The sequence below is a fragment of the Brevibacillus sp. NPDC058079 genome (genome assembly GCF_042885155.1).
Lineage (GTDB): Bacteria > Bacillota > Bacilli > Brevibacillales > Brevibacillaceae > Brevibacillus.
Genome location: NZ_JBHVSO010000002.1, coordinates 729,385 through 750,855, shown reverse-complemented (window position 1 = coordinate 750,855; position 21,471 = coordinate 729,385). Strand labels below are relative to the sequence as shown.

25 protein-coding genes are annotated in these 21,471 nt (G+C 49.1%); 20 read left to right on the top strand and 5 right to left on the bottom strand.

Annotated elements, in window-relative coordinates; genetic code table 11:
• The first annotated feature begins 2 nt into the window (after window positions 1-2).
• From spoVAC to ytfJ, 7 genes are all read left to right on the top strand, one after another.
• Window positions 3-476 carry a stage V sporulation protein AC gene (gene spoVAC, locus ACFVS2_RS10140; RefSeq protein ID WP_390233447.1) on the top strand — a complete coding sequence of 158 codons (474 nt, stop codon included), beginning with the start codon at window positions 3-5 and terminating at the stop codon, window positions 474-476.
• A 3-nt stretch (window positions 477-479) separates the two neighbouring features.
• Window positions 480-1,484 carry a stage V sporulation protein AD gene (spoVAD, locus tag ACFVS2_RS10135; RefSeq protein WP_390233445.1) on the top strand — a complete coding sequence of 335 codons (1,005 nt, stop codon included), beginning with the start codon at window positions 480-482 and terminating at the stop codon, window positions 1,482-1,484.
• 16 nt (window positions 1,485-1,500) lie between these two features.
• Window positions 1,501-1,851: a stage V sporulation protein AE gene (gene spoVAE, locus ACFVS2_RS10130; RefSeq protein WP_106837897.1), complete on the top strand. Its 351-nt coding sequence runs from the start codon at window positions 1,501-1,503 to the stop codon at window positions 1,849-1,851.
• Between the two features lie 94 nt (window positions 1,852-1,945).
• Window positions 1,946-2,593, top strand: coding sequence for a spore cortex-lytic enzyme (sleB, locus tag ACFVS2_RS10125; protein WP_390233442.1), 648 nt, complete (start codon window positions 1,946-1,948; stop codon window positions 2,591-2,593).
• Window positions 2,594-2,742: 149 nt separating this feature from the next.
• Window positions 2,743-3,711: an S-layer homology domain-containing protein gene (locus ACFVS2_RS10120; protein ID WP_390233439.1), complete on the top strand. Its 969-nt coding sequence runs from the start codon at window positions 2,743-2,745 to the stop codon at window positions 3,709-3,711.
• Window positions 3,712-3,777: 66 nt separating this feature from the next.
• Window positions 3,778-4,437: a DUF2953 domain-containing protein gene (locus ACFVS2_RS10115; RefSeq protein ID WP_173617023.1), complete on the top strand. Its 660-nt coding sequence runs from the start codon at window positions 3,778-3,780 to the stop codon at window positions 4,435-4,437.
• A 108-nt stretch (window positions 4,438-4,545) separates the two neighbouring features.
• Window positions 4,546-5,028 carry a GerW family sporulation protein gene (ytfJ, locus tag ACFVS2_RS10110; protein ID WP_173617024.1) on the top strand — a complete coding sequence of 161 codons (483 nt, stop codon included), beginning with the start codon at window positions 4,546-4,548 and terminating at the stop codon, window positions 5,026-5,028.
• A gap of 68 nt (window positions 5,029-5,096) precedes the next feature.
• Here ytfJ and ACFVS2_RS10105 read toward each other — a convergent pair whose 3' ends face one another.
• Together ACFVS2_RS10105 and ACFVS2_RS10100 are read right to left on the bottom strand one after the other, a co-directional pair.
• Window positions 5,097-5,783, bottom strand: coding sequence for a hypothetical protein (locus ACFVS2_RS10105; protein ID WP_390233436.1), 687 nt, complete (start codon window positions 5,781-5,783; stop codon window positions 5,097-5,099).
• A gap of 73 nt (window positions 5,784-5,856) precedes the next feature.
• On the bottom strand, window positions 5,857-9,303 hold the full coding sequence (locus ACFVS2_RS10100) for a pyruvate carboxylase (protein ID WP_390233434.1): 3,447 nt from the start codon (window positions 9,301-9,303) through the stop codon (window positions 5,857-5,859).
• A gap of 113 nt (window positions 9,304-9,416) precedes the next feature.
• Here ACFVS2_RS10100 and ACFVS2_RS10095 point away from each other — a divergent pair, with 113 nt between their 5' ends.
• The 12 genes from ACFVS2_RS10095 to ACFVS2_RS10040 all read left to right on the top strand — a co-directional run bounded on the left by ACFVS2_RS10095 (window position 9,417) and on the right by ACFVS2_RS10040 (window position 17,957).
• Entirely contained in the window at window positions 9,417-9,860 is a 444-nt protein-coding gene (locus ACFVS2_RS10095; protein ID WP_390233432.1) for a gamma-glutamylcyclotransferase family protein, read from the top strand.
• Window positions 9,861-9,909: 49 nt separating this feature from the next.
• Complete coding sequence (locus ACFVS2_RS10090; RefSeq protein WP_390233430.1) at window positions 9,910-10,443, top strand: hypothetical protein; 534 nt, start codon at window positions 9,910-9,912, stop codon at window positions 10,441-10,443.
• Between the two features lie 89 nt (window positions 10,444-10,532).
• On the top strand, window positions 10,533-11,054 hold the full coding sequence (tpx, locus tag ACFVS2_RS10085; protein WP_390233428.1) for a thiol peroxidase: 522 nt from the start codon (window positions 10,533-10,535) through the stop codon (window positions 11,052-11,054).
• Window positions 11,055-11,239: 185 nt separating this feature from the next.
• Window positions 11,240-11,869 carry a TetR/AcrR family transcriptional regulator gene (locus ACFVS2_RS10080; protein ID WP_390233426.1) on the top strand — a complete coding sequence of 210 codons (630 nt, stop codon included), beginning with the start codon at window positions 11,240-11,242 and terminating at the stop codon, window positions 11,867-11,869.
• A gap of 7 nt (window positions 11,870-11,876) precedes the next feature.
• Entirely contained in the window at window positions 11,877-12,581 is a 705-nt protein-coding gene (locus tag ACFVS2_RS10075; protein WP_390233423.1) for an MBL fold metallo-hydrolase, read from the top strand.
• Window positions 12,582-12,652: 71 nt separating this feature from the next.
• Window positions 12,653-13,168, top strand: coding sequence for a hypothetical protein (locus tag ACFVS2_RS10070; RefSeq protein ID WP_173617032.1), 516 nt, complete (start codon window positions 12,653-12,655; stop codon window positions 13,166-13,168).
• Window positions 13,169-13,217: 49 nt separating this feature from the next.
• Entirely contained in the window at window positions 13,218-14,138 is a 921-nt protein-coding gene (locus ACFVS2_RS10065; RefSeq protein WP_390233421.1) for an RluA family pseudouridine synthase, read from the top strand.
• 282 nt (window positions 14,139-14,420) lie between these two features.
• Entirely contained in the window at window positions 14,421-15,338 is a 918-nt protein-coding gene (locus ACFVS2_RS10060; protein WP_173617034.1) for a fumarylacetoacetate hydrolase family protein, read from the top strand.
• A 25-nt stretch (window positions 15,339-15,363) separates the two neighbouring features.
• Complete coding sequence (locus tag ACFVS2_RS10055) at window positions 15,364-16,524, top strand: homogentisate 1,2-dioxygenase (protein ID WP_390233418.1); 1,161 nt, start codon at window positions 15,364-15,366, stop codon at window positions 16,522-16,524.
• A gap of 19 nt (window positions 16,525-16,543) precedes the next feature.
• A complete protein-coding gene (locus tag ACFVS2_RS10050; protein WP_007717087.1) occupies window positions 16,544-17,164 on the top strand; it encodes a flavin reductase family protein in 621 nt (206 codons plus the stop codon).
• 116 nt (window positions 17,165-17,280) lie between these two features.
• Complete coding sequence (locus ACFVS2_RS10045) at window positions 17,281-17,628, top strand: PspC domain-containing protein (RefSeq protein WP_017250375.1); 348 nt, start codon at window positions 17,281-17,283, stop codon at window positions 17,626-17,628.
• A gap of 149 nt (window positions 17,629-17,777) precedes the next feature.
• Complete coding sequence (locus ACFVS2_RS10040; RefSeq protein WP_007717080.1) at window positions 17,778-17,957, top strand: hypothetical protein; 180 nt, start codon at window positions 17,778-17,780, stop codon at window positions 17,955-17,957.
• Window positions 17,958-18,022: 65 nt separating this feature from the next.
• On the opposite strand, the gene ACFVS2_RS10035 is transcribed toward ACFVS2_RS10040, so the two are convergent.
• The 3 genes from ACFVS2_RS10035 to map form a co-directional block, all read right to left on the bottom strand.
• On the bottom strand, window positions 18,023-18,619 hold the full coding sequence (locus ACFVS2_RS10035) for a TetR/AcrR family transcriptional regulator (RefSeq protein WP_390233416.1): 597 nt from the start codon (window positions 18,617-18,619) through the stop codon (window positions 18,023-18,025).
• 14 nt (window positions 18,620-18,633) lie between these two features.
• Complete coding sequence (locus ACFVS2_RS10030; protein ID WP_390233414.1) at window positions 18,634-19,659, bottom strand: LLM class flavin-dependent oxidoreductase; 1,026 nt, start codon at window positions 19,657-19,659, stop codon at window positions 18,634-18,636.
• A 179-nt stretch (window positions 19,660-19,838) separates the two neighbouring features.
• Window positions 19,839-20,585, bottom strand: a complete 747-nt coding sequence (gene map, locus ACFVS2_RS10025; protein ID WP_173617038.1) for a type I methionyl aminopeptidase — start codon at window positions 20,583-20,585, stop codon at window positions 19,839-19,841.
• A gap of 132 nt (window positions 20,586-20,717) precedes the next feature.
• On the opposite strand from map, the gene nadE reads away from it, so the two are divergent.
• On the top strand, window positions 20,718-21,470 hold the full coding sequence (nadE, locus tag ACFVS2_RS10020; protein ID WP_173617039.1) for an NAD(+) synthase: 753 nt from the start codon (window positions 20,718-20,720) through the stop codon (window positions 21,468-21,470).
• The last annotated feature ends 1 nt before the right edge of the window (window position 21,471 follow it).

Sequence of the window (21,471 nt, the reverse complement as noted above, 5' to 3'; positions counted from 1 at the left end):
ACATGGCAGATCAAAAAAAGAAAAAGCTGACTCCCGTCCAGCAAGAATATCAGCAATTGGCAAAGGGACACGAGCCTCCGCGACCGCTTTTGCGCAATTTTACCCGGGCATTTTTAGTGGGTGGCGGCATTTGTATGGTCGGACAAGGGATACAAGAACTGTTCATTCACTACTTCCATTTTACGGAGAAAACCGCTGGGAATCCTACTGTAGCTGTTTTGATCATTCTTTCGGCTCTTTTGACTGGTCTAGGACTATATGACCGGATTGCCCAATGGGCTGGGGCAGGAACGAGTGTACCGGTTACGGGTTTTGCCAACTCGATTGCATCTGCGGCGATCGAGCATCGGAGCGAAGGATTTGTGCTGGGGGTCGGCGGGAACATGTTCAAGCTCGCGGGGTCAGTGATTGTGTTTGGAGTAGCGGCGGCATTCGTCGTTGGCTTGATCAAAACCTTGTTTACGATGGGAGGCTGACGGATGCGCCAGGGTCATCAGTCTTGGGTCTTTCCTTTAAAACCTGTCATTCTCGGGCACGCTGCGATTGGTGGGCCTTTTGAGGCTAAGGGACCGTTAGCCGAAGACTTTGATATCTTGCACGGAGACTTGAATCTCGGACAAGACAGCTGGGAAAAGGCGGAGAAAGTCCTGCTGGAAGAAGCGTGCTCGAAAGCGGTGGAGAAAGCGGGGCTCACGAAAGAGCAAATAAACTTTATGCTTGCCGGGGATTTAATGAACCAGATCATATCTGCCAGCTTTTCAGCCCGGACGCTTTCGATTCCGTTTCTGGGGATTTTCGGAGCGTGCTCAACAGCGATGGAAGGCTTGGCATTGGCTGCTCTCATGGTGAATAGTCAAGCTGCAGATCACGTCTTGGCTGCTACCTCCAGTCACAATGGGGCTGCGGAAAAGCAATATCGTTATCCAACGGAGTATGGTTCGCAGAAGCCCCCAACGGCACAATGGACCGTGACGGGAGCAGGGGCTGCTGTTGTAGCCAGTCAGGGAAAGGGATTGCGGATTACGGGAGCCACTATCGGGCATGTAGTCGATATGGGAATGACAGACCCATTCAATATGGGAGCAGCGATGGCGCCAGCCGCGTTATCCACGATTGAGTCGCATTTCCGTGACTTTCAGCTCCCTCACGACCATTATGATTTGATCGTAACAGGAGATTTAGGACGAACGGGCCATGCCATTTTATCTAATCTGTTGCCCAAGCATCACATGCACATTCCCTTAGAGCGTTATATCGATTGCGGGAAGCTCATTTATGGAGAAAATCCAAATGTGTGGTCGGGTGGTAGCGGATGTGGCTGTATCGCTACAGTAACGTACGGGCATCTACTTCGGCGGATGAAGCAAGGAGAATGGAAGCGAATCTTGCTGATTGCCACGGGAGCCCTCTTATCCCCGTTGACCTTCCAGCAGGGAGAAAGTATCCCTTGCATCGCCCATGCCGTGGCTGTTGAGTCGGAGTAACTTGGAGAGTGATACCATGATGTTTTTGTGGGCGTTTCTCGTAGGAGGAACGATTTGCTTAATCGGTCAATTTCTCATGGATGTCGTCAAGCTCACACCTGCCCATACAATGTCCTCTCTTGTTGTCACTGGAGCAGTGCTAGACGGATTCGGTCTGTACGAGCCACTGGTTAACTTTGCCGGAGCAGGAGCGACAGTACCCATCACGAGCTTTGGGAATGCACTGGTGCACGGGGCAATGGCGGAGGCCGAGCAACATGGAGTCATTGGCATTATTACCGGCATTTTTGAAGTGACGAGTGCAGGGATTTCGGCTGCCATCGTCTTCGGATTTATCACGGCAGTCTTGTTCCGACCAAAAGGATAATGGCAGGTACATGTTACCACTTGTGCCAAAATACTTGAATTGAACCTACTTTCGCCAACTTGTAGAATGGGTTGGGTAAAGGAGGGGACAATTTATGTGGTGGAGCAAGAAAGCAGTAACAACCTTGCTTGCTGCCTTTATGGCTGTAGCGTTTATTTTCCCGGCCGACTCCCTGGCAGCCACACAGATTCAACGCGGTAGTGTGAACGGGGATGTATGGGATTTGCAGTATCGTTTGCAGATGCTGGGCTACTACAATGGCAAAGTGGATGGCATTTACGGTGCGAATACAACAAAGGCCGTCAGACAGTTTCAAAAAGCATACGGATTACAGATTGACGGTATCACTGGTCCACATACATGGCGCGTTCTAAAGAAAGTGTCGGTAAATAAAGCGGAAATGCAGATGCTGGCACAGCTGGTCTATTCCGAAGCTCGCGGAGAGCCTTATGAGGGCCAAGTAGCTGTGGCTGCGGTCGCGTTGAACCGTATCCAGTCCAAAAAATTTCCCAATACACTTGCGGGTGTCATCTTTGAGCCATTAGCGTTTACCGCAGTAGATGATGGACAATTCTGGATGACTCCTAACAAGACTGCTTATCGGGCAGCTTGGGATGCTGTACGAGGATGGGACCCAACCAAAAATTCTCTTTACTACTTTAACCCTGTTACGGCGACCTCCAAGTGGATTTGGTCTCGTACACAAGTGAAAAAGATCGGCAAACACATTTTTGCCATTTAACCATTGTTCATGCAGCCCTTGAAACAGTATTCGTCATGATGCTGTTCGAGGGCTTTCCTTTTGACTGGAAACTATTGTTCATTGTTTTTGCAAAATAGTTCGATAAAATGATACGAAAGGATTCGCATATTTCCCCATGGAGGTTGATGATGAAGAAACAGATGATCCTTGCCTCGCTGGCAGCCCTTTTGCTAATAGGTACACCAGTTGTCGAGGCAGAAACAACGAAAATGAACGAAACACCTTATGTAGACATTAGCGGCCATTGGGCAGAACAAGAAATCAATCAACTTTACATAGCCGACGTAATTGGTCAAAACGAATATTTTCGACCTGATGACAATGTGACATTGGGTGAACTGCTCACGATGTTTGTGAATGCGAAAGGGATTGAACCTCTTGGCAACAAGCAACCATCCTTTGCGGACGTACCAGCAAACAGCTGGCTGTCGCCCTATGCAGAGACGGCCTATCGACTGGGAATTGTCCATGGGCAAAAGCAGGGGAATCACCTATACTTACATCCGGATGCCCCAGTAAAAAGAGCAGAGCTCGCCTCTATTCTGGTAAGAACGATGGGGGACAGCGGAGTAGTCAATAACCTGAAGTGGTCTACGACGATCCAGACATTGAACCAACACCCGGATGGGAAAAATGTGAAAGAGAAAGAGCAACGCCCACTCGTTTATGCCATGCAAAACGGGTTAATGAGTGCCTATGAGGACGATACATTAAAGCCGAACAAGTATATGACGAGAGCCGAAGCAGCCACATACGCGGCCCTTCATTTGCTTTCGGATAAGCCGAGAACGACAAAAGCTCTCGCAAACGGAACACCTTTTCGTCAGGAATTAACGGTACAGACGACTGCTTACAGCTACACGAACGACAAGATCCTGTCGTATCTGGAGTACCCACTGCGCGAAGGTGTTGTAGCGGTTGATCCAAATGTCATTCCGCTTGGTACGCACTTGTACATCGATGGCTACGGCTATGCAGTGGCAGCTGATATCGGTGGTGCGGTAAAGCAACGCCATGTGGATCTGTATCTTCCGACGTTGAACGAAGCTGAAAATCATGGCTTGCAAAAAGGCGTCAAAGTATACGTGCTTGACTAATAAAAATGCTGAACATATTTCCTGCTCTTTCCACTCATACTAACGTGGAAGGGGTGGGATTTTTTCATGGTATGGGTGTTGCTAGGATTGCTTGGTTTATTTGTCCTACTAGTGATCACGCCAATACAGTTGACGTGTTTATACAGTCGCGAGGGTGATAATGATCAATTGGAGATTACGATTGCAGCTTGGGGTATCATTCGCAGGAAATACGAAATTCCCATTCTCCTCTTGAAAATGACAGAAGCTGGGCCTGAGCTTGTTGCAAAGGTGGAAACGATCCAGCATGGAAGCAAGCTTCGGGAAAAGGTCAAAGATTTTACGCGGAGACAAGTGAAGATATGGTATCGCAATTATCGTGACGTGCTGGAAAGAGTACGTGACTTGCTGCCTTTGCTAAAAGACCTGTTCAAACAAATTCGCTGTACGAAGTTAGAATGGCATACGTTGTTGGGCACAGGTCAGGCAGCGGAAACAGGGGCGCTGACAGGACTAATCTGGGGAGTGAAAAGCCTGATAGTCGGGATTCTCTCCCACTCCATCTCTTTACAGACGAAGCCTGCCATGAGTGTACAGCCTGTCTGGAACCAAGCACTTCTACATACGAAAGTTCAAGCGGTGTTGCATTTTTATTTGGGCCAGTTCGTTTTCTATGCGCTAAAAGTTTTTCTGCGGATTCGAAAAAATAAACAGCGAAAATGGCAAGCTGCGCCTACGCGTGCTTAATCACAAATGTGAGAGCATATATATTTATTCCCTTGTGCAGGGTACATGCTCCGGATTTGTTGGGGGAATGATAAAACATGAAACAGATAGGAAGGAGGAGCGACAAATATGGCAGACCACCCGATTCAAGGCCTCATGAGAACAGCGATGGAAAATCTCAAGCAAATGGTGGACGTGAATACAATCATTGGTGATCCTGTTGAGACACCTGACGGTAGTGTCATTCTTCCGATCTCCAAGGTAGGATTTGGTTTCGCGGCGGGGGGGAGTGAGTTCCAATACGATCACCATCATAATGGGCACCAACACACTCAACAGCATGAACATACTGGTCACCCATTTGGTGGGGGTAGTGGGGGCGGTGTCTCCATCACACCTGTAGCATTTTTGGTCGTAGGCAAACAAGGAATTCGTTCGATTCCGCTTGAAAATACGACCCATCTCTATGACCGGATTTTGGATTCTGTTCCGCAAATCGTGGATAAAGTTCAGGGGATGTTTACCAAATCGGATGAACCTACTGTTTATTCCAATACGATAATTGCCAGAGCAGAAGAACAAGATTTGGAAGACCTTATGGATCGAAAGTAAGGAAAACACAAAACAGGTATGCTCCACAAACGGGGCATACCTGTTTTATCGATAGTAGGCGTATGACATTACCAGAGTTCGTTTACATACAAGCCTGTTTTCGCAACATGCTGATAATGAAGGCTCGAGCTGGAGGAGGCGATATAAGGATGGAGGGCCATCGCTTCCTCGTAATAACGGGAAAAGGAGCCGAGGGGCTTGCTTTGCAATCCCAGCGTACCTGCTCTGAATGCTTGGGCTACACGCTCCATTGTATTTGTATAGTCCACATAGCGGGTCTGTACGGCCTCCAACCATTTCTCATTATCCATTTCCAGTTGTCCATCTGGTAACAGCTTGATTCCAAACGTTTGGAGTTTTTCCTCTTCATCTTTTGCCACTTGAGCGAATGCATCCAGCTTTTGCGTCGTCAAGGTATCTGCTTTTTCCGCAAGAAATAGCTGTAGGCGATTATTTTTACTTACTAACGACTGTGTTCGCTCATGTAATAGCTCAATGTCAGGCCCAGCCTCGCTGTCTTTCCCGGCGGCAATCAATTCCCGAGCACTCTTCTCCAAATCTGAGGAAAACCGGTACAGACGCGATAAGGAATCGGAAAGCTCCGTTGTCCATTGCTGCTGACGAGTGTAGTACGGCTGCAAATTAAAACTGAGAATCGGGTTGACTGGCGTGCTTAATTTTGCCTGAAGCATATGGGAATGATAGCGCCCTACCCGCTGCGTAAATGGAACATGGCTGACTCGATTCGTTTTCATGTCGATCACCTCCTCATAAGCAAATGGAATGAATCCCCAGGAACAATTTACTATCTCCTATTATAGACGATGCCTACTCCATTTCAATGAGCAGATCGCCAGTTTGAATGGCTTCGCCTGCTTTCACGTAGACGGCTTTAATTTTTCCGTCGAGCGGGGCTTGAATCGTCGTCTCCATTTTCATCGCTTCACTCACCAAAAGATGCTCACCTTTTCGCACCTTGTCACCTTCAGCTACAAGCACCTTGAGCACTTTCCCTGGCATAGAGGCACCGAGGTGGGCAGGATTTTGTGCTTCTGCTTTTCGGCGGATCAGTTCAGAGACTTTTGCAGACTGGTCACGGATGAAGATTTCACGTGGCTGTCCGTTCAGTTCAAAATAGATGATGCGTCGTCCATCTGGATGAAGCTCGCCAACTGCGACCAGCTTGATAATCAGTGTCTTACCGCGCTCGATCGTAATGGCGGTTTCCTCACCCGGACGCAATCCGTAGAAAAACGTTCCCGTATTCAATACCGACAGGTCACCGTATTCCTTCAGGCGTTGTTCAAATTGCAAATAGACTTGCGGATACATGATATAGGACAGGACGTCTAGATGACTGGGCTCACGTCCGATTTTGGCCTCCAGCTCAGCGGCAACTTGCGTAAAGTCAACGGGCGCGAGCAATTCACCTGGACGTGCAGTAAAGGCATCGCGACCTTTTAGCACGAGCTCCTGCAACTCCTTCGGGAATCCTCCCGGCGGTTGGCCAAGATACCCCTGGAAAAATTGAATGACGGAATCCGGAAAGTCGAGGCGTGTGCCTTTCTCCCAAATGTTTTCCTCATTCAAATTGTTTTGGACCATGAACAGGGCCATGTCACCGACGACCTTGGATGACGGGGTCACTTTTACGATGTCGCCACACATCTGATTGACGACAGCATACATGTGCTTCACTTCGTCCCAACGACCTTCCAGACCAACCGCTTTGGCTTGCTGCTCCAGATTGGTGTATTGGCCTCCAGGCATTTCGTGAACGTACACCTCAGTGTTACTCGCTTTCATGCCGCTTTCAAAGCCTTGGTAGGACGGACGTACATCCTCCCAGTAATCTGACAGCTTGTTGAACGATTCAAGAGATAAGCCAGTCTCACGCTCTGTATGGGCTAGGCTCGCGATCAACCCGTTCAAGCTTGGTTGGGAAGTGAGTCCAGACATGGAGCTGACGCAAGCATCGACGATATCCACGCCTGCTTCGATCGCTTTCAGAAGCATGGCGCCAGCGTTTCCTGACGTATCGTGAGTATGCAGATGGATCGGAATGCTGATTTCTTGTTTTAAAGCAGAGACGAGCGAATGAGCAGCATACGGCTTCAAAAGACCTGCCATATCCTTGATCGCGAGAATATGGGCACCTGCTTTTTCCAATTCTTTAGCCAGATTGACATAGTAGGCCAAGCTGTATTTGGTTTTGGTCGGGTCTAGAATATCTCCGGTGTAGCAAATCGCTGCTTCGGCTACCTTGCCAGATTCGCGTACGGCTTCAATGGCTGTTTGCATCCCAGGAAGCCAGTTCAGGCTGTCAAAGATCCGAAAGACATCGATGCCATTTTCCGCAGAGGCTTTGACGAAGGCGTGGATCACATTATCCGGGTAATTGGTGTAGCCTACGCCATTTGCTCCGCGCAAGAGCATTTGGAACAGAACATTCGGTATGCGTTGGCGGAGAATTTGCAGTCGTTCCCAGGGAGATTCCTGCAAAAAGCGCATCGTCGTGTCAAAAGTGGCGCCGCCCCACATCTCCAGCGAGAAGAGCCCGGAACCGAGCTTGCCTGTCGCTTCTGCAATGGTAGCGAGATCGTAGGTGCGCACACGTGTAGCAAACAAAGACTGGTGGGCATCGCGGAATGTCGTGTCTGTGACAAGCACCTGCTTCTGCGTCTGAATCCAGCGTACGAGACCGTCGGCACCTTCTTTGTCTAGAATTTGCTTCGTGCCGTCCGGATATGGCTGAGTAAATGGTGTCCGCGGGATGCGAGGCGAGTCGAAATGCGGCTTTTTCTCCGATTTCTGGAGACCAGGATATCCGTTGACAATCGTGTCTCCGATATAAGATAGTAATTTGGTACCACGGTCTTGTCGGCCAGGGAAGATGAACAGCTCTGGTTTGGTGTCAATAAACGATGTATCGTAGTTGCCACTCAAAAAATCAGGATGTGTCACGACATTCTCCAAAAACGGCAGGTTCGTTTTCACGCCACGAATACGGAACTCACGCAGTGTGCGCAGCATTTTGCGAGCGGCTTGATCAAAGCTCGCGCCATACGTGGAGATTTTGACCAGAAGCGAGTCGTAAAACGGTGTAATGATCGCGCCTGGATAACCATTGCCGCCGTCCAGCCTTACGCCGAAGCCTCCACCGGAACGCCAGGCGGACAAGCGACCGGCATCTGGCAGGAAGTTGTTTTCAGCGTCTTCTGTTGTGACACGGCACTGGATGGCAAAACCACTCATCTGGATATCACTTTGCGCATTGATGCCAATTTCCTCATCGGAGAGCGCATGCCCCTCGGCTACGCGAATCTGCGACTGAACAATGTCGATTCCAGTGATGAGCTCCGTGATGGTATGCTCTACTTGAATGCGTGGATTGACTTCTATAAAATAAAAACGCTTGTCCGGCGTTAACAAAAACTCGACAGTACCAGCGTTCGAATAACCGGCTTTTTGCATGAGAGTGAGAGCAGCCTGGCAAATATCTTCACGCAGTTTGTCATCCAACGATAGGCTCGGTGCTACTTCGACCACTTTTTGATGGCGCCGTTGAACAGAGCAATCGCGCTCATACAGATGGACGATGTTTCCATAGTTGTCACCGAGAATTTGGACCTCGATGTGTTTGGGCTGTTCTAAGTATCGCTCCAAATACACCTTGGCATTGCCAAAGGAAGAGCGGGCCTCCGAACGTGCGCGATCTAACGAATCTTGCAATTCATCCTGACTGCGGACGATACGCATGCCACGGCCTCCGCCGCCAGATACGCCTTTAATAATGATGGGGTAGCCGTATTCTTTGGCAAAGAGAAGCGCCTCTTGGAGTGTTTCGATTGGTTCTGGAGTACCTGGAATCACTGGGATTTCCGCTTCAATCGCAAGACGACGGGCTTCTACCTTGTCCCCGAATTTGTCGATCAGCTCAGGGGATGGTCCAATGAAAATGATGCCTTCCTCTTGGCAACGCTTTGCAAAATCAGCATTCTCAGCAAGAAATCCATAGCCTGGGTGAATGGCATCGATATCGTTGCGCTTGGCAATTTCGATGATGCTTTCGATATCGAGGTAAGCCTCAATAGGCCCTTTTCCGGCTCCGACCAAGTAAGACTCGTCGGCCTTGAAGCGATGGATAGAAACGTTGTCCTGCTCGGAGTACACGGCTACCGTACGTATGCCGAGTTCCGTTGCTGCGCGAAAGATCCGAATGGCGATCTCACCGCGGTTTGCTACCAGTAGGCGATTGATTTTTCTCTTTTTCATTATTCTCTCCCCCTTACGTCTCGGAAAAAAAGACGTATTAAAATTATATATAGAACAAATATACAAAATTTTCTCGACACAAGACACACCTTTTTTCGATCACAGGAGGATGGATGAACGTGAACAATCAGAACGACAAGCTGCCTGTATTTGTGTACGGCACACTTTTGACGGGCTTTGGAAATCATAGGAATTACGTGAAAACGTATAAACATGAGGCAACACCTGCGACGATCCTAGGTGAGATCTATCATTTGCCGGCAGGCTATCCGGGATTGCTGAAAGGAGAGCAGGAGGTCGTGGGGGAGATCGTCACATTTGCCCCTGACGTGTATGAGCAAGCGTTAGCTGGACTGGACGAGCTGGAGACCTACTATGGCGAGGGTAATCCGCGCAATGAATACGAGCGGATCATCGTGGCAGCGACGATGGAAGAAACAGCTCAGGTCGTGAACGTCTACGTATATCGTTATTTGGATCAAGACCTGGTCAAGCAAACAGGCGTGCACATTCCGCATGGGAATTGGCGACGCTACATGCAAGAGCAGTCTGAATAGCCATTGCTAGTTTTGCCAAAACTGGTAGGGAAAAGGAGGGAGCCCTGCCATGGAATTACTCCATTGTGAACCTGCACAAATCTGGCGTTACTTGATTCCGCAAAATCACTGGATGTTTCCCGCCGAAGTTCCAGAAGATGAACTGATCTTTCATTATCGCGACCATATTTATTTTGTAAACAATGACGGCTCAGTTTTGTCCATGCCACAGCCTGCTTGCTTCGAAACGCTGGATATGGGGACCTTGCTGGAGTATTTGGCAACATCGGACGACACTATTGATTTTGACGATGAAGGAGAATTCGATTACGGTCATGTCTTAAAGCGTATGGGGTATATCGTGCCAGTCAGGGACAAGCGGGAAAAAGCTACGTATCAAATTGAGATTATCAACACGGCATTGCCGAAAGCACATGGAACGCGGTACGAAATGAAGCAGGTTACCTTTGCTTTTGCCCTCTATCACGCGCTTATGCGCTGTCATGAGCTGAATGCGAAAACGGATTGGGAGTATGAGCATGAAGTGAAGCGAATCGCTGAGGTACAAGCCAAGCAAAGCGGGAAAGTGCAAGTGAATCTGTAATTTCTACTATTGGCATAGTGAAAAAAAGTGAATGATAGGGTATGATAATTGAGGTACATACTGAAAGATTTGGTGAGGAGGAAGAAATCATGACAACTGTTGTTGAGCGTCAAGGCGCATTTGTATTCAAAGGTGGTCCTGTAACACTGCTCGGTCCTGAAATCAAAGTAGGAGATACTGCTCCTAACTTTACTGTAGTAGGTGGCGATCTGTCCCCTGTAACTTTGGAAGATTCCAAGGGAACTGTTCGCATCATCTCTGTAATCCCTTCTATTGACACTGGCGTGTGCGATGCACAAACTCGCCGTTTCAACGAAGAGGCTGCGAAATTGGAAGGCGTTACTGTGCTGACTGTTTCCGTTGACCTGCCATTCGCGCAAAACCGCTGGTGCGGTGCTGCTGGCATCGACAAAGTGAAGACAGTATCTGACCACAAAGACCTGTCCTTCGGTACAGCTTACGGCGTAGCGATCAAAGAATTCCGTCTCTTGGCTCGCGCTGTATTCGTAATCGATGCAAACGACAAGGTTGTACACGCTGAGTATGTGGCTGCTGCTGGTGAGCATCCAAACTACGAAGCTGCGATTGCTGCTGCACAAGCTGCGAAGTAAGCGAAAAACAATCCTTTTCATAGGTAAGCTCCCTTTTTGTCCAAGTGACGAGAAGGGAGTTTTTTATTTGCAGCAAGTGGAAAAAATAGTCTTGACGGATTTTGTAACCAGTGGTTATATTATAACCATCGGTTACTAACCATTGGTTATAAAGTTTCCGAGAAGTAAGGAGCTGAATATCACGCATGGCAAGCAAACAAGAAATACGCTCAGAAGAAACGAAACGGGCGATTTTGACGGCGGCAGCAGACCTTTTCGCCACCAGAGGCTTTGATACGGTATCCATCAGAGAAATCGCCAAAGCAGCCGGCTGTTCCCATACAACCCTCTATATTTATTTCAAGGACAAAGAAGCACTACTTCATCATTTGTCCAAGGAACCTTTGCAAAGCTTGACTCTACAAATGGAAGAAACACTTTCCAAACAAGGACGAACACCAGAAGAGAATCTGCGTGAAATCAGCAGTCAGTTCATCCACTTTTGCTTGCGCAATCGAACGATGTATACCTTATTCTTCATGATCAAAGCCTCTCGGATCGATGTAGAGGAACCGGAAAAAGAATTGCAAACGCTGCGCAATCAACTGTTTGGTTTATTGAGTGAGGCTGTAAGACGATGCTTGCCAAGTGACATAGAGGAAGAAAAAGCGCTGGCCCATGCTCGGATTTACTTCTACACGTTGCATGGCATCGTCGGTACGTATACACATTCCGAAGAACCATTGGACAGCTTGATGGAAAGGCTGGCACCTACATTCGCTTTATCCGTAGATGTTTTTCTCGCAGGAAGTCAAAAAATAATGAACAGGGAGTGACGATAGAATGATCAGAGTGGAGCAAATCTCGGCGAACATTTGGTGTATCAAAGCATGGTTGTTGATTCCTTTGCGGGTCTGGATTGTCAGGGAGGAGGATGGCGTTACGCTTGTCGATGCGGGGATGCCATTTATGACGAAACGGATTATGGCTTTTATCAAGCAGCTGAATGCAGGACCACTCAAGCGAATTTTGCTGACGCATGGTCATTCGGATCACGTGGGGGCCGTTAAAAAAATCGCGGCGGCAGAATCTGTACCAGTCTTTGCCCATCGAATCGAGATTCCGTATATGGAAGGGAAAGAGCTGTATCCTCGTCGTAAAAAGCTGGAAGTAAACGTCCAGCCTGGCTTGGCTCAGTCTTTGCCAGAGGATGCCGAAGGGAATATAGCCCCTATTGGCGGGCTGCAACCTTATCTGACACCTGGTCATTCTCCGGGGCATGTGGTGTATTATCATGAAAAGGACGGAGTGCTTTTGGCAGGAGACTTGTTTACTTCCAAACGCGGCAGATTGCATCGTCCCATGCCGATGTTTACGGCGGATATGGCTCAAGCACTCAAAAGCAGTTTGATCGTCCGCCAATTGCGACCACGCCATTTGGAAGTATGCCATGGCAAGCCGATCGAAAATCCGGCAGAACAGCTTGATGACTATTTAAAAGAGGTCTCTACTACTTTTTCGATTCCAACTCGTGTTTGGCAATCATAGGGCAATGATCGACTACCAAGTCGTATGAAACGAATCCCCTTTTTCTCGCGTCATAGGTTTGAGGTGATTGGATGAAAAAGGTAGGATGGATTGGTCAACTTTTTCTGATAGCGACACTGTTACTGACGGGGTGTGGGAACGGAACGTCCGCGCAAGGGACTTCGCAGCTTTCGGAACCACCACAGCCAGTCATTGAATGGAGCGGAAAAACAGCTACGACGGTGCCCGCATCTTCCTGCTGGAGCTACAATAACGAGGCGATCTGCAAGGATACGGCGGCACCACCAGAACTCGTCGCAGAGCAAAAGCCTGCCCCACTGCAAGTAAGGCCAGGGGCTACGCTGACCGTCACTTTTGCCCAGCAGCCAACTACAAATACGCTCAAGGTAACCCAATGGAACGGCATGAAAGAAGTAGAGCAAGTAATAGAGAACGGCAATCAGTGGAAGGCCCCCGAACAGCCAGGCTGGTATTTGTTTGACGTTCGCGGTCAGTGGACGCAAGGGGATGCAGGGCATGCATTTGTCATCGAAGTAAAGGACAGCATCGGATCAGCATACCAGACGGTTATGGCCAAACAGCCATGATCGTTTTTTGCTATACTGAGGGGGAGGGAAGACTTAAAGGAGAGACAACATGCTAGAAGAATTAATTAGCTTCACAGTTGATGAGGCAGATGCAGGGCAAACTGTGCGAGAAGTACTGCAAAAGCGCTATGGTGTATCACGCCGCTTGCTTATACGTGCCAAGTTTAAAGGCTCCATTACTCGGAATGGTGTCCTCGTTTTTGTGAACGAAAAATTGCATGCCGGCGACAAAATAGCAGTCATGGTGGAGGAAGAGGCGGAAGAGAACGTTGCCCCAGAGGACATGCTGCTCTCCATCCGTTACGAGGACGAGGATTTGATGGTCATCGCAAAGCCAGCGGGATTGGTCGTTCATCCGACAGGAAATCATCCCAGTGGAACGTTGGCAAACGGGATGATCGCTTATTGGAAAAAGCGTGGTGAGCACAGAAAGTTCCGAGCGGTGAACCGTTTGGATAAAGATACATCAGGCTTGATGATCGTAGCCAAGAATCAATGGGCGCATGAACAATTCAGCCGCATGCAGCAGATTAGGACGTTACAGCGGACCTATCGAGCTATCGTTCAAGGGATCGTGGAGTCAGACGAAGGTACGATTGATTCGCCGATTGGTCTAGCGGAAAATTCGTTTATCACCAGACAGGTGAGACCGGATGGGCAGACAGCTGTTACCCACTATCGTGTGCTTGCCCGAGGGGAAGGAATGAGTTTTGTTGAGGTGAAGCTGGAGACGGGACGCACTCATCAGATTCGTGTACATATGAGCAGTGAAGGGTACCCACTTGCAGGAGATGATCTGTATGGGGGAGAACGGGAGCATATCGGCAGACAAGCTTTGCATGCATGGGCGCTATCCTTTGTCCATCCGCGTAGCGGTCTTGCAATGAGCTTGGAGGAGCCGCTGCCACGTGATATGGAGCAGCTAGTCCAACAATTTTTTCCCGATTATCCGTGCAAGGAAATGACCTAGGCGAAAAATTTCGTCATTTCCCTCTGGAAAGCTGTAAGCGTTTTCGATATGATAGAAGAAATTCGTTACAAACAATTGGAAACACAACAGAGAATAGCTGGCTGTCTGCGGGGGAAAATCCCGCAAAGATTTTTTTCAGTAGCAGACTAGACCCAGCTTGCGCCTGAAGCCTGTTTCGGAGCGTTTTGACAAAGAGGGTTTCCCTTTCTATTTGTCATGCACCGGAATTGCTTTGGGGGTGAGCTGGGTTTTCTTATTTGCCCAAGAGAAGGAGAGGGTTTCATGAAGCTAGTTTCCTATCGAGAAAGGGAAAGGGATGCTTGGCGAGCGGGGCTCTTGCACGAAGGAAAAGTCAAAGATATTGCACATGCTTGCCCAGGCGCGCCGAGCACAGTGAGTGGTTTGCTCGAGGAGTGGGCGAACTGGCTACCCGTTCTCCAAACAGCATACGAGGCACAGGATGGCTGGGATTTGGAGCAAGTCGAGCTAGGTTCGCCACTCCCGCGTCCCGCCAGCTTTCGTGACTTTTACGCCTTCGAGGCCCATGTGATGACAGCGCGAGCCAAACGCGGACTTCCGATGGTGCCTGAATGGTATCACTTCCCCGTCTTTTATTTTTCAAATGCAGCAGCTTTTACAGGGACGCAAGCGAATATTCGCAGACCCAAAGCAACCGAGTGGCTGGACTATGAGCTGGAAATTGCCTGCGTGATTGGAAAAGCAGGAGTAAACATTCCAGTAGAACGAGCGGAAGAGCACATCGCAGGATATTGTATCTTAAACGACTGGAGCGCCCGGGATATACAACGGGAAGAGGTCAAGGTCGGATTAGGGCCAGCCAAAGGCAAAGACTTCGCAACGTCTATGGGACCGTGGCTGGTTACACCAGAGGAGCTGGAAGATGTACGTATCACAGGCGAAAAGGGCAGCCGCTACGATCTGGAGATGGTGGCACGCATCAATGGTAGGGAGTATTCAAAAGGAAACTTCAAAGACATTCACTATACATTCGCTGAAATGATTGCCCGCGCCTCAGAAGACTGTTCCTTGTATCCCGGAGATGTTATCGGATCGGGAACAGTAGGGACTGGCTGCATTTTGGAGCTGGGGACAGAGCAGTATGCTTGGCTTGCGCCAGGTGATGTAGTGGAGCTAGAGGTGGAACGCCTCGGTGTGCTTCGCAATACGATTTGTGAATAAGGATGAAAAAAGGAGGAAGGAACGTATGGCTTTTTATCAACGAATGGGGGAAGTTCCACAAAAGCGGCATACGACGTTTTACAAGCCGGATGGGGGACTGTACCGCGAGCAAGTGATGGGAACCAAAGGGTTTTCCGGAATTCAATCAATCCTCTATCATCACAATCCGCCTACCCAAGTGAGGGAGACGCGCAAATACGCAGATGTTCGCTTGGAATATGTGGAGCAGATTGATTTGAAGCATCAGCATTTTAAAACGTTTGATGTTCAGCCGGGTGGGGACCCGATTTTCGGACGTCGCTACATGCTGGGGAATAACGATGTCGTCATGGCAGTATGCGCACCGACAGAGCCTATGAATTACTTTTATCGCAACGCGGATGGGGATGAAGTCGTCTTTGTCCATCAAGGTGAGGGAGAATTGCAAACGATTTTCGGTACACTCACTTACAAGCCCGGCGACTACCTCGTCATTCCGATCGGCACGACCTATCGGATTGTACCTTCTGTGCAGAGTCGTTTCCTCGTCATCGAGTCACAGAATGAGATCGTGCCACCAAAGCGTTATCGCAACGAGCACGGTCAATTGTTGGAACATTCGCCGTTTTGTGAACGTGATATTCGTTTGCCTGAAAAATTGGTGACACATGTGGAAAGCGGAGACTTCGAGGTGCGCGTCAAACGCCAATCTGTGGTCTACAGCTACTTCTTTGACTTCCATCCGTTCGATGTCGTTGGCTGGGACGGTTATTTGTATCCGTATGCACTGAGTGTTCATGATTTTGAACCGATTACTGGACGCATTCATCAACCGCCACCTGTCCATCAAACCTTTGCTGGTCAAAACTTTGTCATCTGCTCGTTCGTTCCGCGAATGTACGACTATCATCCGCAAGCAATCCCTGCGCCTTACTACCACAGTAATGTAGAAAGTGACGAGGTGTTATACTACGTTGATGGCAATTTTATGAGCAGAAAAGGTATTTACGAGGGTTCGATCACTCTGCATCCAATGGGGATTCCTCACGGGCCGCATCCAGGCAAGGTAGAGGCGAGCATTGGGAAAAAAGAAACACAAGAGCTGGCTGTGATGCTGGACACATTCAACCCGCTTCACGTTACAAAGCAAGCGTTGGAAATTGAGGATGAGGCATACATGTCAAGCTGGTTGCCACCGCAGGAATAGGAAGAGGTGTAAAAACGCAATGGAAATCGCTATTCACGAGATTGAACGGCAGGAAAAATACAAGCTCTTGATCGGATGTATCGTCCCGAGGCCGATCGCTTGGGTCACCTCGTTAGGGGAGGGGACGATCGTCAATGCCGCTCCTTTCAGCTATTTTAATGTCGCCAGCATTGAACCGATGATGGTGTCAGTTGCCGTCATGCGCAAGCCGGGTAGTGTCCCAAAAGATACGGCACGAAACATCATGCAAACGGGAGAATTCGTGGTCAATATGGTGGACGTACACAATGTGGATGCGGTCAATCAGACTTCTGCTGATTATCCGCCAGAGATCAGTGAAGTAGAGGCATTGGGGCTGGAAGTCGCCCCATCTGTTCTCGTCAAGGTGCCGAGACTGCGTGCATCCCGCATCCATTTTGAGTGCAAGCTGCATCAAATTGTGGAATTAGGTAGTCCGACGACTTCGGATTTGATTATCGGGGAAGTGGTGCATGTACATGTAGCGGATGAGCTGTATCATGCAGGAAGGATTGATGCAGCAGCGTTTGCACCCGTTAGTAGATTAGCGGGTCATACGTATGCGACTCTGGGCGAACAGTTTGATCGTCCCCGCCCTGTTTATGAGCCACCTGCTAAATGATTGATCTCCGTCCAGCGACGGAGGACAAATCCCTCTACGGACCATTTTACCGGAATCGCCTATCGGGTATCCTGTAGATACAAGGCAAGCGGATACTGTAGAGAGGGTGGAATGCAATGATGGAAAGACGACTATACCGTTCTCATGATAAACGGTTATTTGGAGTTTGTGGTGGGATTGCGCAATTTCTGCGCATTGACTCTACGCTGGTACGTGTAGGAGTTGTCGTTCTCACTGTTTTTACAGGAGTACCGATTTTGCTTTACCTGCTGATGGCGATGATCATGCCAAAGGAACCGCAGTGGTCATACGCTTCTGACGGATTCCCGATGCATGATGCACCATATAGTGGACATGCACGTATGAACGATTTGGATCAGGAGATTGACCGTTTGGAGAAGCGTGCTTTGGTACAGGAAGTGTATCGCCTGCGTGAAGAATTGGGCAAATACAAAGGACTCTAAAGTAAATAAGAGACTTCCAGGGCTTTACGCTCATGGGAAGTCTCTTTTCCCTTTTACCTATTTCGACCCTACAAAAAAATTGGTCAGCAACTTCTGGAGATCGCTGCATATCATGTAAGGTGGAAAACCTACATAGGGAGGGAAAAGCAGTGTATCTCGGCGTGTTCGATTTGAATCAGCGTTTGGAGCAAACTCGCAAAATCTTGCGGGAAAAGCAACATCTGAAAAAACTGATTGAAGAAGACATCCTTGACTTGGAACAAGACGTCAAAGAATTAGAAGCGATGACGACGAAACAAGACAAGTATGCAACCAGTGCTCAGCGCTAAAACAGCAGTATGAGCGACAAAAAGAGGAAGTGGCAACTGCCCGAAGAAGGCAGGGAGCCACTTTTTTAATTGTGAAGCGCTTGGTCCAAAACTTTTTCTACGATGGCAGGAACCATGCGGATCGCTGCACTATCGGTTCCGTACGTCTGGCTATCCGCGTAAGTACCTTCCATTAACAAGATAAGCGTATAAGCCAACTCGCATGGATGCGCAGCGCCAAGGGCAGTCGTGCGGTCCAAAAAAGCGTCGCGGATTCGTTTCTGATGCGAGCAAACCACCTCGCGAACAGGATGAACCGGATCAGGAAACTCGACAGCTACATTGATAAAGCAACAGCCGCGAAATTGCTCGTTGGACGCTCGCTCAGCCAAATCAGCGAAAAACTGAATGAGCTGCTCTCGTGGCCGGTTGGGATGTTTGGCGATGCTCTCTTCCCACTCTTGCCAAAATACGTCTTGCTTACGGGTCATGTAGGCGAGAATCAGGTCCGTTTTCGAGGAAAACTGCCGGTAGACGCTCATTTTATTCATTCCGGCACGCTCGACGATGGCGTCTACACTGACGGCATGGACCCCTTCTTGATAAAACAATTCTTCAGCAGCGTTCAATATGATCTCTTGTGCTTTTTCTCGAGGCACGCGAGGCCGTTTTGCTTCCGTCATATATCATCCCCCATTTAGGACTTCCAGACGTCGGCGACAATTTCAAAAGAGCGCACACGATCGGCATGGTGGTACATTTGCGTCGTAATCATGAGCTCATCTGCGCCTGTAGCATCGACCAACTCTTGCAGTTTGCTTTTCACGGTAACAGGGCTGCCGATGATGGAAGACCGCAGCTGTGCTTGGACAGACAGTTTTTCGAATTCGCTCCATAGCTCATCCATATTGTCCACAGGTGGTTGGATTGGCTTGAGATCGCCGCGGACGAGATTTAAAAATGCCTGGTAATGGGAGGTGGCCAGTCGATTCGCGAGCTCATCGGTATCGGCAGCCATCACATTGACCCCAACCATGGCATATGGCTGATCCAGCACTTCCGATGGACGGAAACAATGGCGATACGTCTGCAATGCAGGCAAGGTGAAGTTCGGCGAAAAATGCCCAGCAAAAGCAAACGGCAAACCGAGCATGCCCGCCAGTCGCGCTGAGAAATCGCTGGAACCGAGCAGCCAGATCGGGATGTTCAGACCTTCGCCAGGGATAGCACGGATGGCTGATGCCGACTCGCTTGTTCGCGGACGAAGATATTCACGCAGCTCCTCCAATAACTCCGGGAAATCGTCTCCACCAATCCGCAAATCGCGGCGTAGCGCACGTGCCGTTCGTTGATCCGCCCCGGGTGCGCGTCCAAGACCTAAGTCGATCCGACCTGGATAGAGAGACTCCAGTGTCCCGAATTGCTCGGCGATCACGAGTGGAGCATGGTTGGGCAGCATAATGCCGCCTGAACCTACACGGATTTTACTGGTGCCTCCGGCAATGTAACCGATGAGAACGGAAGTGGCAGAGCTGGCTACGCTGGGCATTGCGTGGTGTTCGGCGAGCCAATAACGTGTAAATCCCCATTTTTCCACTTGTTGTGCCAGATTGAGACTGTTTTTGTACGATTCAGCAGCGTTGCTACCTTCTGTAATAGGTGCTAAATCAAGAACGGACAATGGGATATCTCGAAGTTGCTTAGATGAGATTGTATCGGACATGGGATGGAACCCTCCTTGTGCTTAACGGTTGCTGATCGGATAAGTTTGTTACTGGGTAGTAACAAAACGTACTTGCATCATACGGAGCAGAAGAAGGGATGTCAACGCTTGGATGTGCGACTGAGCACATTGGGAGAAAAAGAAAAAGCCCTGACAATGCAAGGGCTCTTCGTACATCCTTATTGTTTTGTTAAGATAACAGGTCCATTCGCGGTAATAGCGAGGGTATGCTCGTATTGAGCCGACAGCTTCCCATCGCGAGTACGTGCTGTCCAACCATCTTCATCGACCATCGCGTGGTACGTCCCGATGTTCAGCATGGGCTCAATGGTAATGACCATGCCTTCTTTGAGGCGTTGTCCTCTGCCAGGAGGGCCAAAGTGAGGAACGAACGGCTCCTCATGCATTTCCTGACCGATACCATGTCCGGTAAAATCGCGCACGACTGAGTAGCCTTGTTCTTGCGCATACGTTTGGATGGCGTGGGAAATGTCACCAATTCGATTGCCTACGACAGCTTGCTCAATACCGAGATACAGCGATTTTTCAGTGACTTCCAGCAGTCTTTTCGCTTCCGGGGACACTGTTCCCACTTCATAAGACCAAGCGGAGTCAGCCAGCCAACCGTTTTTGCGAACAACCATGTCGATTGTAACGATATCGCCATCACGCAGAGGCTCTTTTTTCGGGAAGCCATGGCAGATGACATCATTTACTGAACCGCATGTGGCATAGGGATATCCATGAAACCCTTTTTGCTCAGGGGTCGCGCCATTTTCAGCCAAAAATTCTTCTGCGAATTGATCAATCTCCCAGGTAGAAATGCCTGGGCGAATCATCTTGGCAATCTCACGATGACAAGCGGCCAAAATTTTGCCTGCTGCATGCATGAGTTCAATTTCTTCAGGTGTCTTGAGGATAATCATCGACTCTCTCCTTCTCCTCGTTAGTCAAAAACTCTCTATAGTATATAGTGTAGTCCCGTTCTGCGCCAATTGCCACACCGAAAACGGCATGGTAGGATGAGGGAGAAATAATCAACCCTGGGGGTAGGTAGCGTGGACAAGTTTCAAGAACATCTGGCGAACTACCAGATTCATGTAAAAGAAGACGTGGAAAAACGTATTGCCTTTATTCGTGAGCAAATTGACGGAAATGGCCTCGGCGGTGCAGTCGTCGGTATTTCTGGTGGGATTGACAGTGCCGTTACGGCAGCGCTGTGTGTTCGTGCTTTAGGCTCTGAACGCGTCATAGGCGTTTGGTTGCCTGCTTACTCGCAAACCGTTCATGAAACGGATTCCAAGCAACTTGCTGAAGCGATTGGATTGAATTTGCACACGGTAGATGTAGGGCCTGCCTACGACGCTTTGGTTCCTGCTATCGAAGGTGTACTTGGGCTTGATGACAAAACAAAGGGAAATACAAAGGCTCGTTTGCGGATGACAGTGTTGTACGCCATCGCTAACCAAAAAGGATACTTGGTAGCGGATACGTGCAACCGCAGCGAGATTCATGTTGGCTATATGACAAAAGGCGGAGACGGTCTTGCTGACTTTAATCCAGTAGCAAGCCTGACGAAGCATGAGATGCGAATTCTGGCTGCTGAGCTCGGGGTGCCTGCTGAGATCATTACGAAGCCGCCTTCAGCTGATTTGTGGGAAGGGCAGACAGATGAACAGGAGATGGGCTTCACCTATGAGGATCTGGATCGTTTGCTGATTACAGGGGAAACTCGTCCGGAAGCCAAAGAACGCATTGATTACCTGCATCGAATCTCTGAGCATAAGCGCAATATCATGCCAGGCATATAGT

Coding starts and splice junctions, on each gene's coding strand:
- spoVAE (WP_106837897.1), top strand. CDS start 1,501: ATGATGTTTTTGTGGGCGTTTCTCGTAGGAGGAACGATTTGCTTAATC.
- tpx (WP_390233428.1), top strand. CDS start 10,533: ATGACAACTGTTGTTGAGCGTCAAGGCGCATTTGTATTCAAAGGTGGT.
- map (WP_173617038.1), bottom strand. CDS start 20,585: ATGATTATCCTCAAGACACCTGAAGAAATTGAACTCATGCATGCAGCA.
- spoVAC (WP_390233447.1), top strand. CDS start 3: ATGGCAGATCAAAAAAAGAAAAAGCTGACTCCCGTCCAGCAAGAATAT.
- ACFVS2_RS10090 (WP_390233430.1), top strand. CDS start 9,910: ATGGAATTACTCCATTGTGAACCTGCACAAATCTGGCGTTACTTGATT.
- ACFVS2_RS10120 (WP_390233439.1), top strand. CDS start 2,743: ATGAAGAAACAGATGATCCTTGCCTCGCTGGCAGCCCTTTTGCTAATA.
- ACFVS2_RS10045 (WP_017250375.1), top strand. CDS start 17,281: ATGATGGAAAGACGACTATACCGTTCTCATGATAAACGGTTATTTGGA.
- ACFVS2_RS10030 (WP_390233414.1), bottom strand. CDS start 19,659: ATGTCCGATACAATCTCATCTAAGCAACTTCGAGATATCCCATTGTCC.
- ACFVS2_RS10095 (WP_390233432.1), top strand. CDS start 9,417: ATGAACGTGAACAATCAGAACGACAAGCTGCCTGTATTTGTGTACGGC.
- ACFVS2_RS10100 (WP_390233434.1), bottom strand. CDS start 9,303: ATGAAAAAGAGAAAAATCAATCGCCTACTGGTAGCAAACCGCGGTGAG.
- ACFVS2_RS10075 (WP_390233423.1), top strand. CDS start 11,877: ATGATCAGAGTGGAGCAAATCTCGGCGAACATTTGGTGTATCAAAGCA.
- ACFVS2_RS10035 (WP_390233416.1), bottom strand. CDS start 18,619: ATGACGGAAGCAAAACGGCCTCGCGTGCCTCGAGAAAAAGCACAAGAG.
- ACFVS2_RS10070 (WP_173617032.1), top strand. CDS start 12,653: ATGAAAAAGGTAGGATGGATTGGTCAACTTTTTCTGATAGCGACACTG.
- ACFVS2_RS10105 (WP_390233436.1), bottom strand. CDS start 5,783: ATGAAAACGAATCGAGTCAGCCATGTTCCATTTACGCAGCGGGTAGGG.
- ytfJ (WP_173617024.1), top strand. CDS start 4,546: ATGGCAGACCACCCGATTCAAGGCCTCATGAGAACAGCGATGGAAAAT.
- ACFVS2_RS10055 (WP_390233418.1), top strand. CDS start 15,364: ATGGCTTTTTATCAACGAATGGGGGAAGTTCCACAAAAGCGGCATACG.
- spoVAD (WP_390233445.1), top strand. CDS start 480: ATGCGCCAGGGTCATCAGTCTTGGGTCTTTCCTTTAAAACCTGTCATT.
- ACFVS2_RS10050 (WP_007717087.1), top strand. CDS start 16,544: ATGGAAATCGCTATTCACGAGATTGAACGGCAGGAAAAATACAAGCTC.
- sleB (WP_390233442.1), top strand. CDS start 1,946: ATGTGGTGGAGCAAGAAAGCAGTAACAACCTTGCTTGCTGCCTTTATG.
- ACFVS2_RS10080 (WP_390233426.1), top strand. CDS start 11,240: ATGGCAAGCAAACAAGAAATACGCTCAGAAGAAACGAAACGGGCGATT.
- ACFVS2_RS10060 (WP_173617034.1), top strand. CDS start 14,421: ATGAAGCTAGTTTCCTATCGAGAAAGGGAAAGGGATGCTTGGCGAGCG.
- ACFVS2_RS10115 (WP_173617023.1), top strand. CDS start 3,778: ATGGTATGGGTGTTGCTAGGATTGCTTGGTTTATTTGTCCTACTAGTG.
- ACFVS2_RS10065 (WP_390233421.1), top strand. CDS start 13,218: ATGCTAGAAGAATTAATTAGCTTCACAGTTGATGAGGCAGATGCAGGG.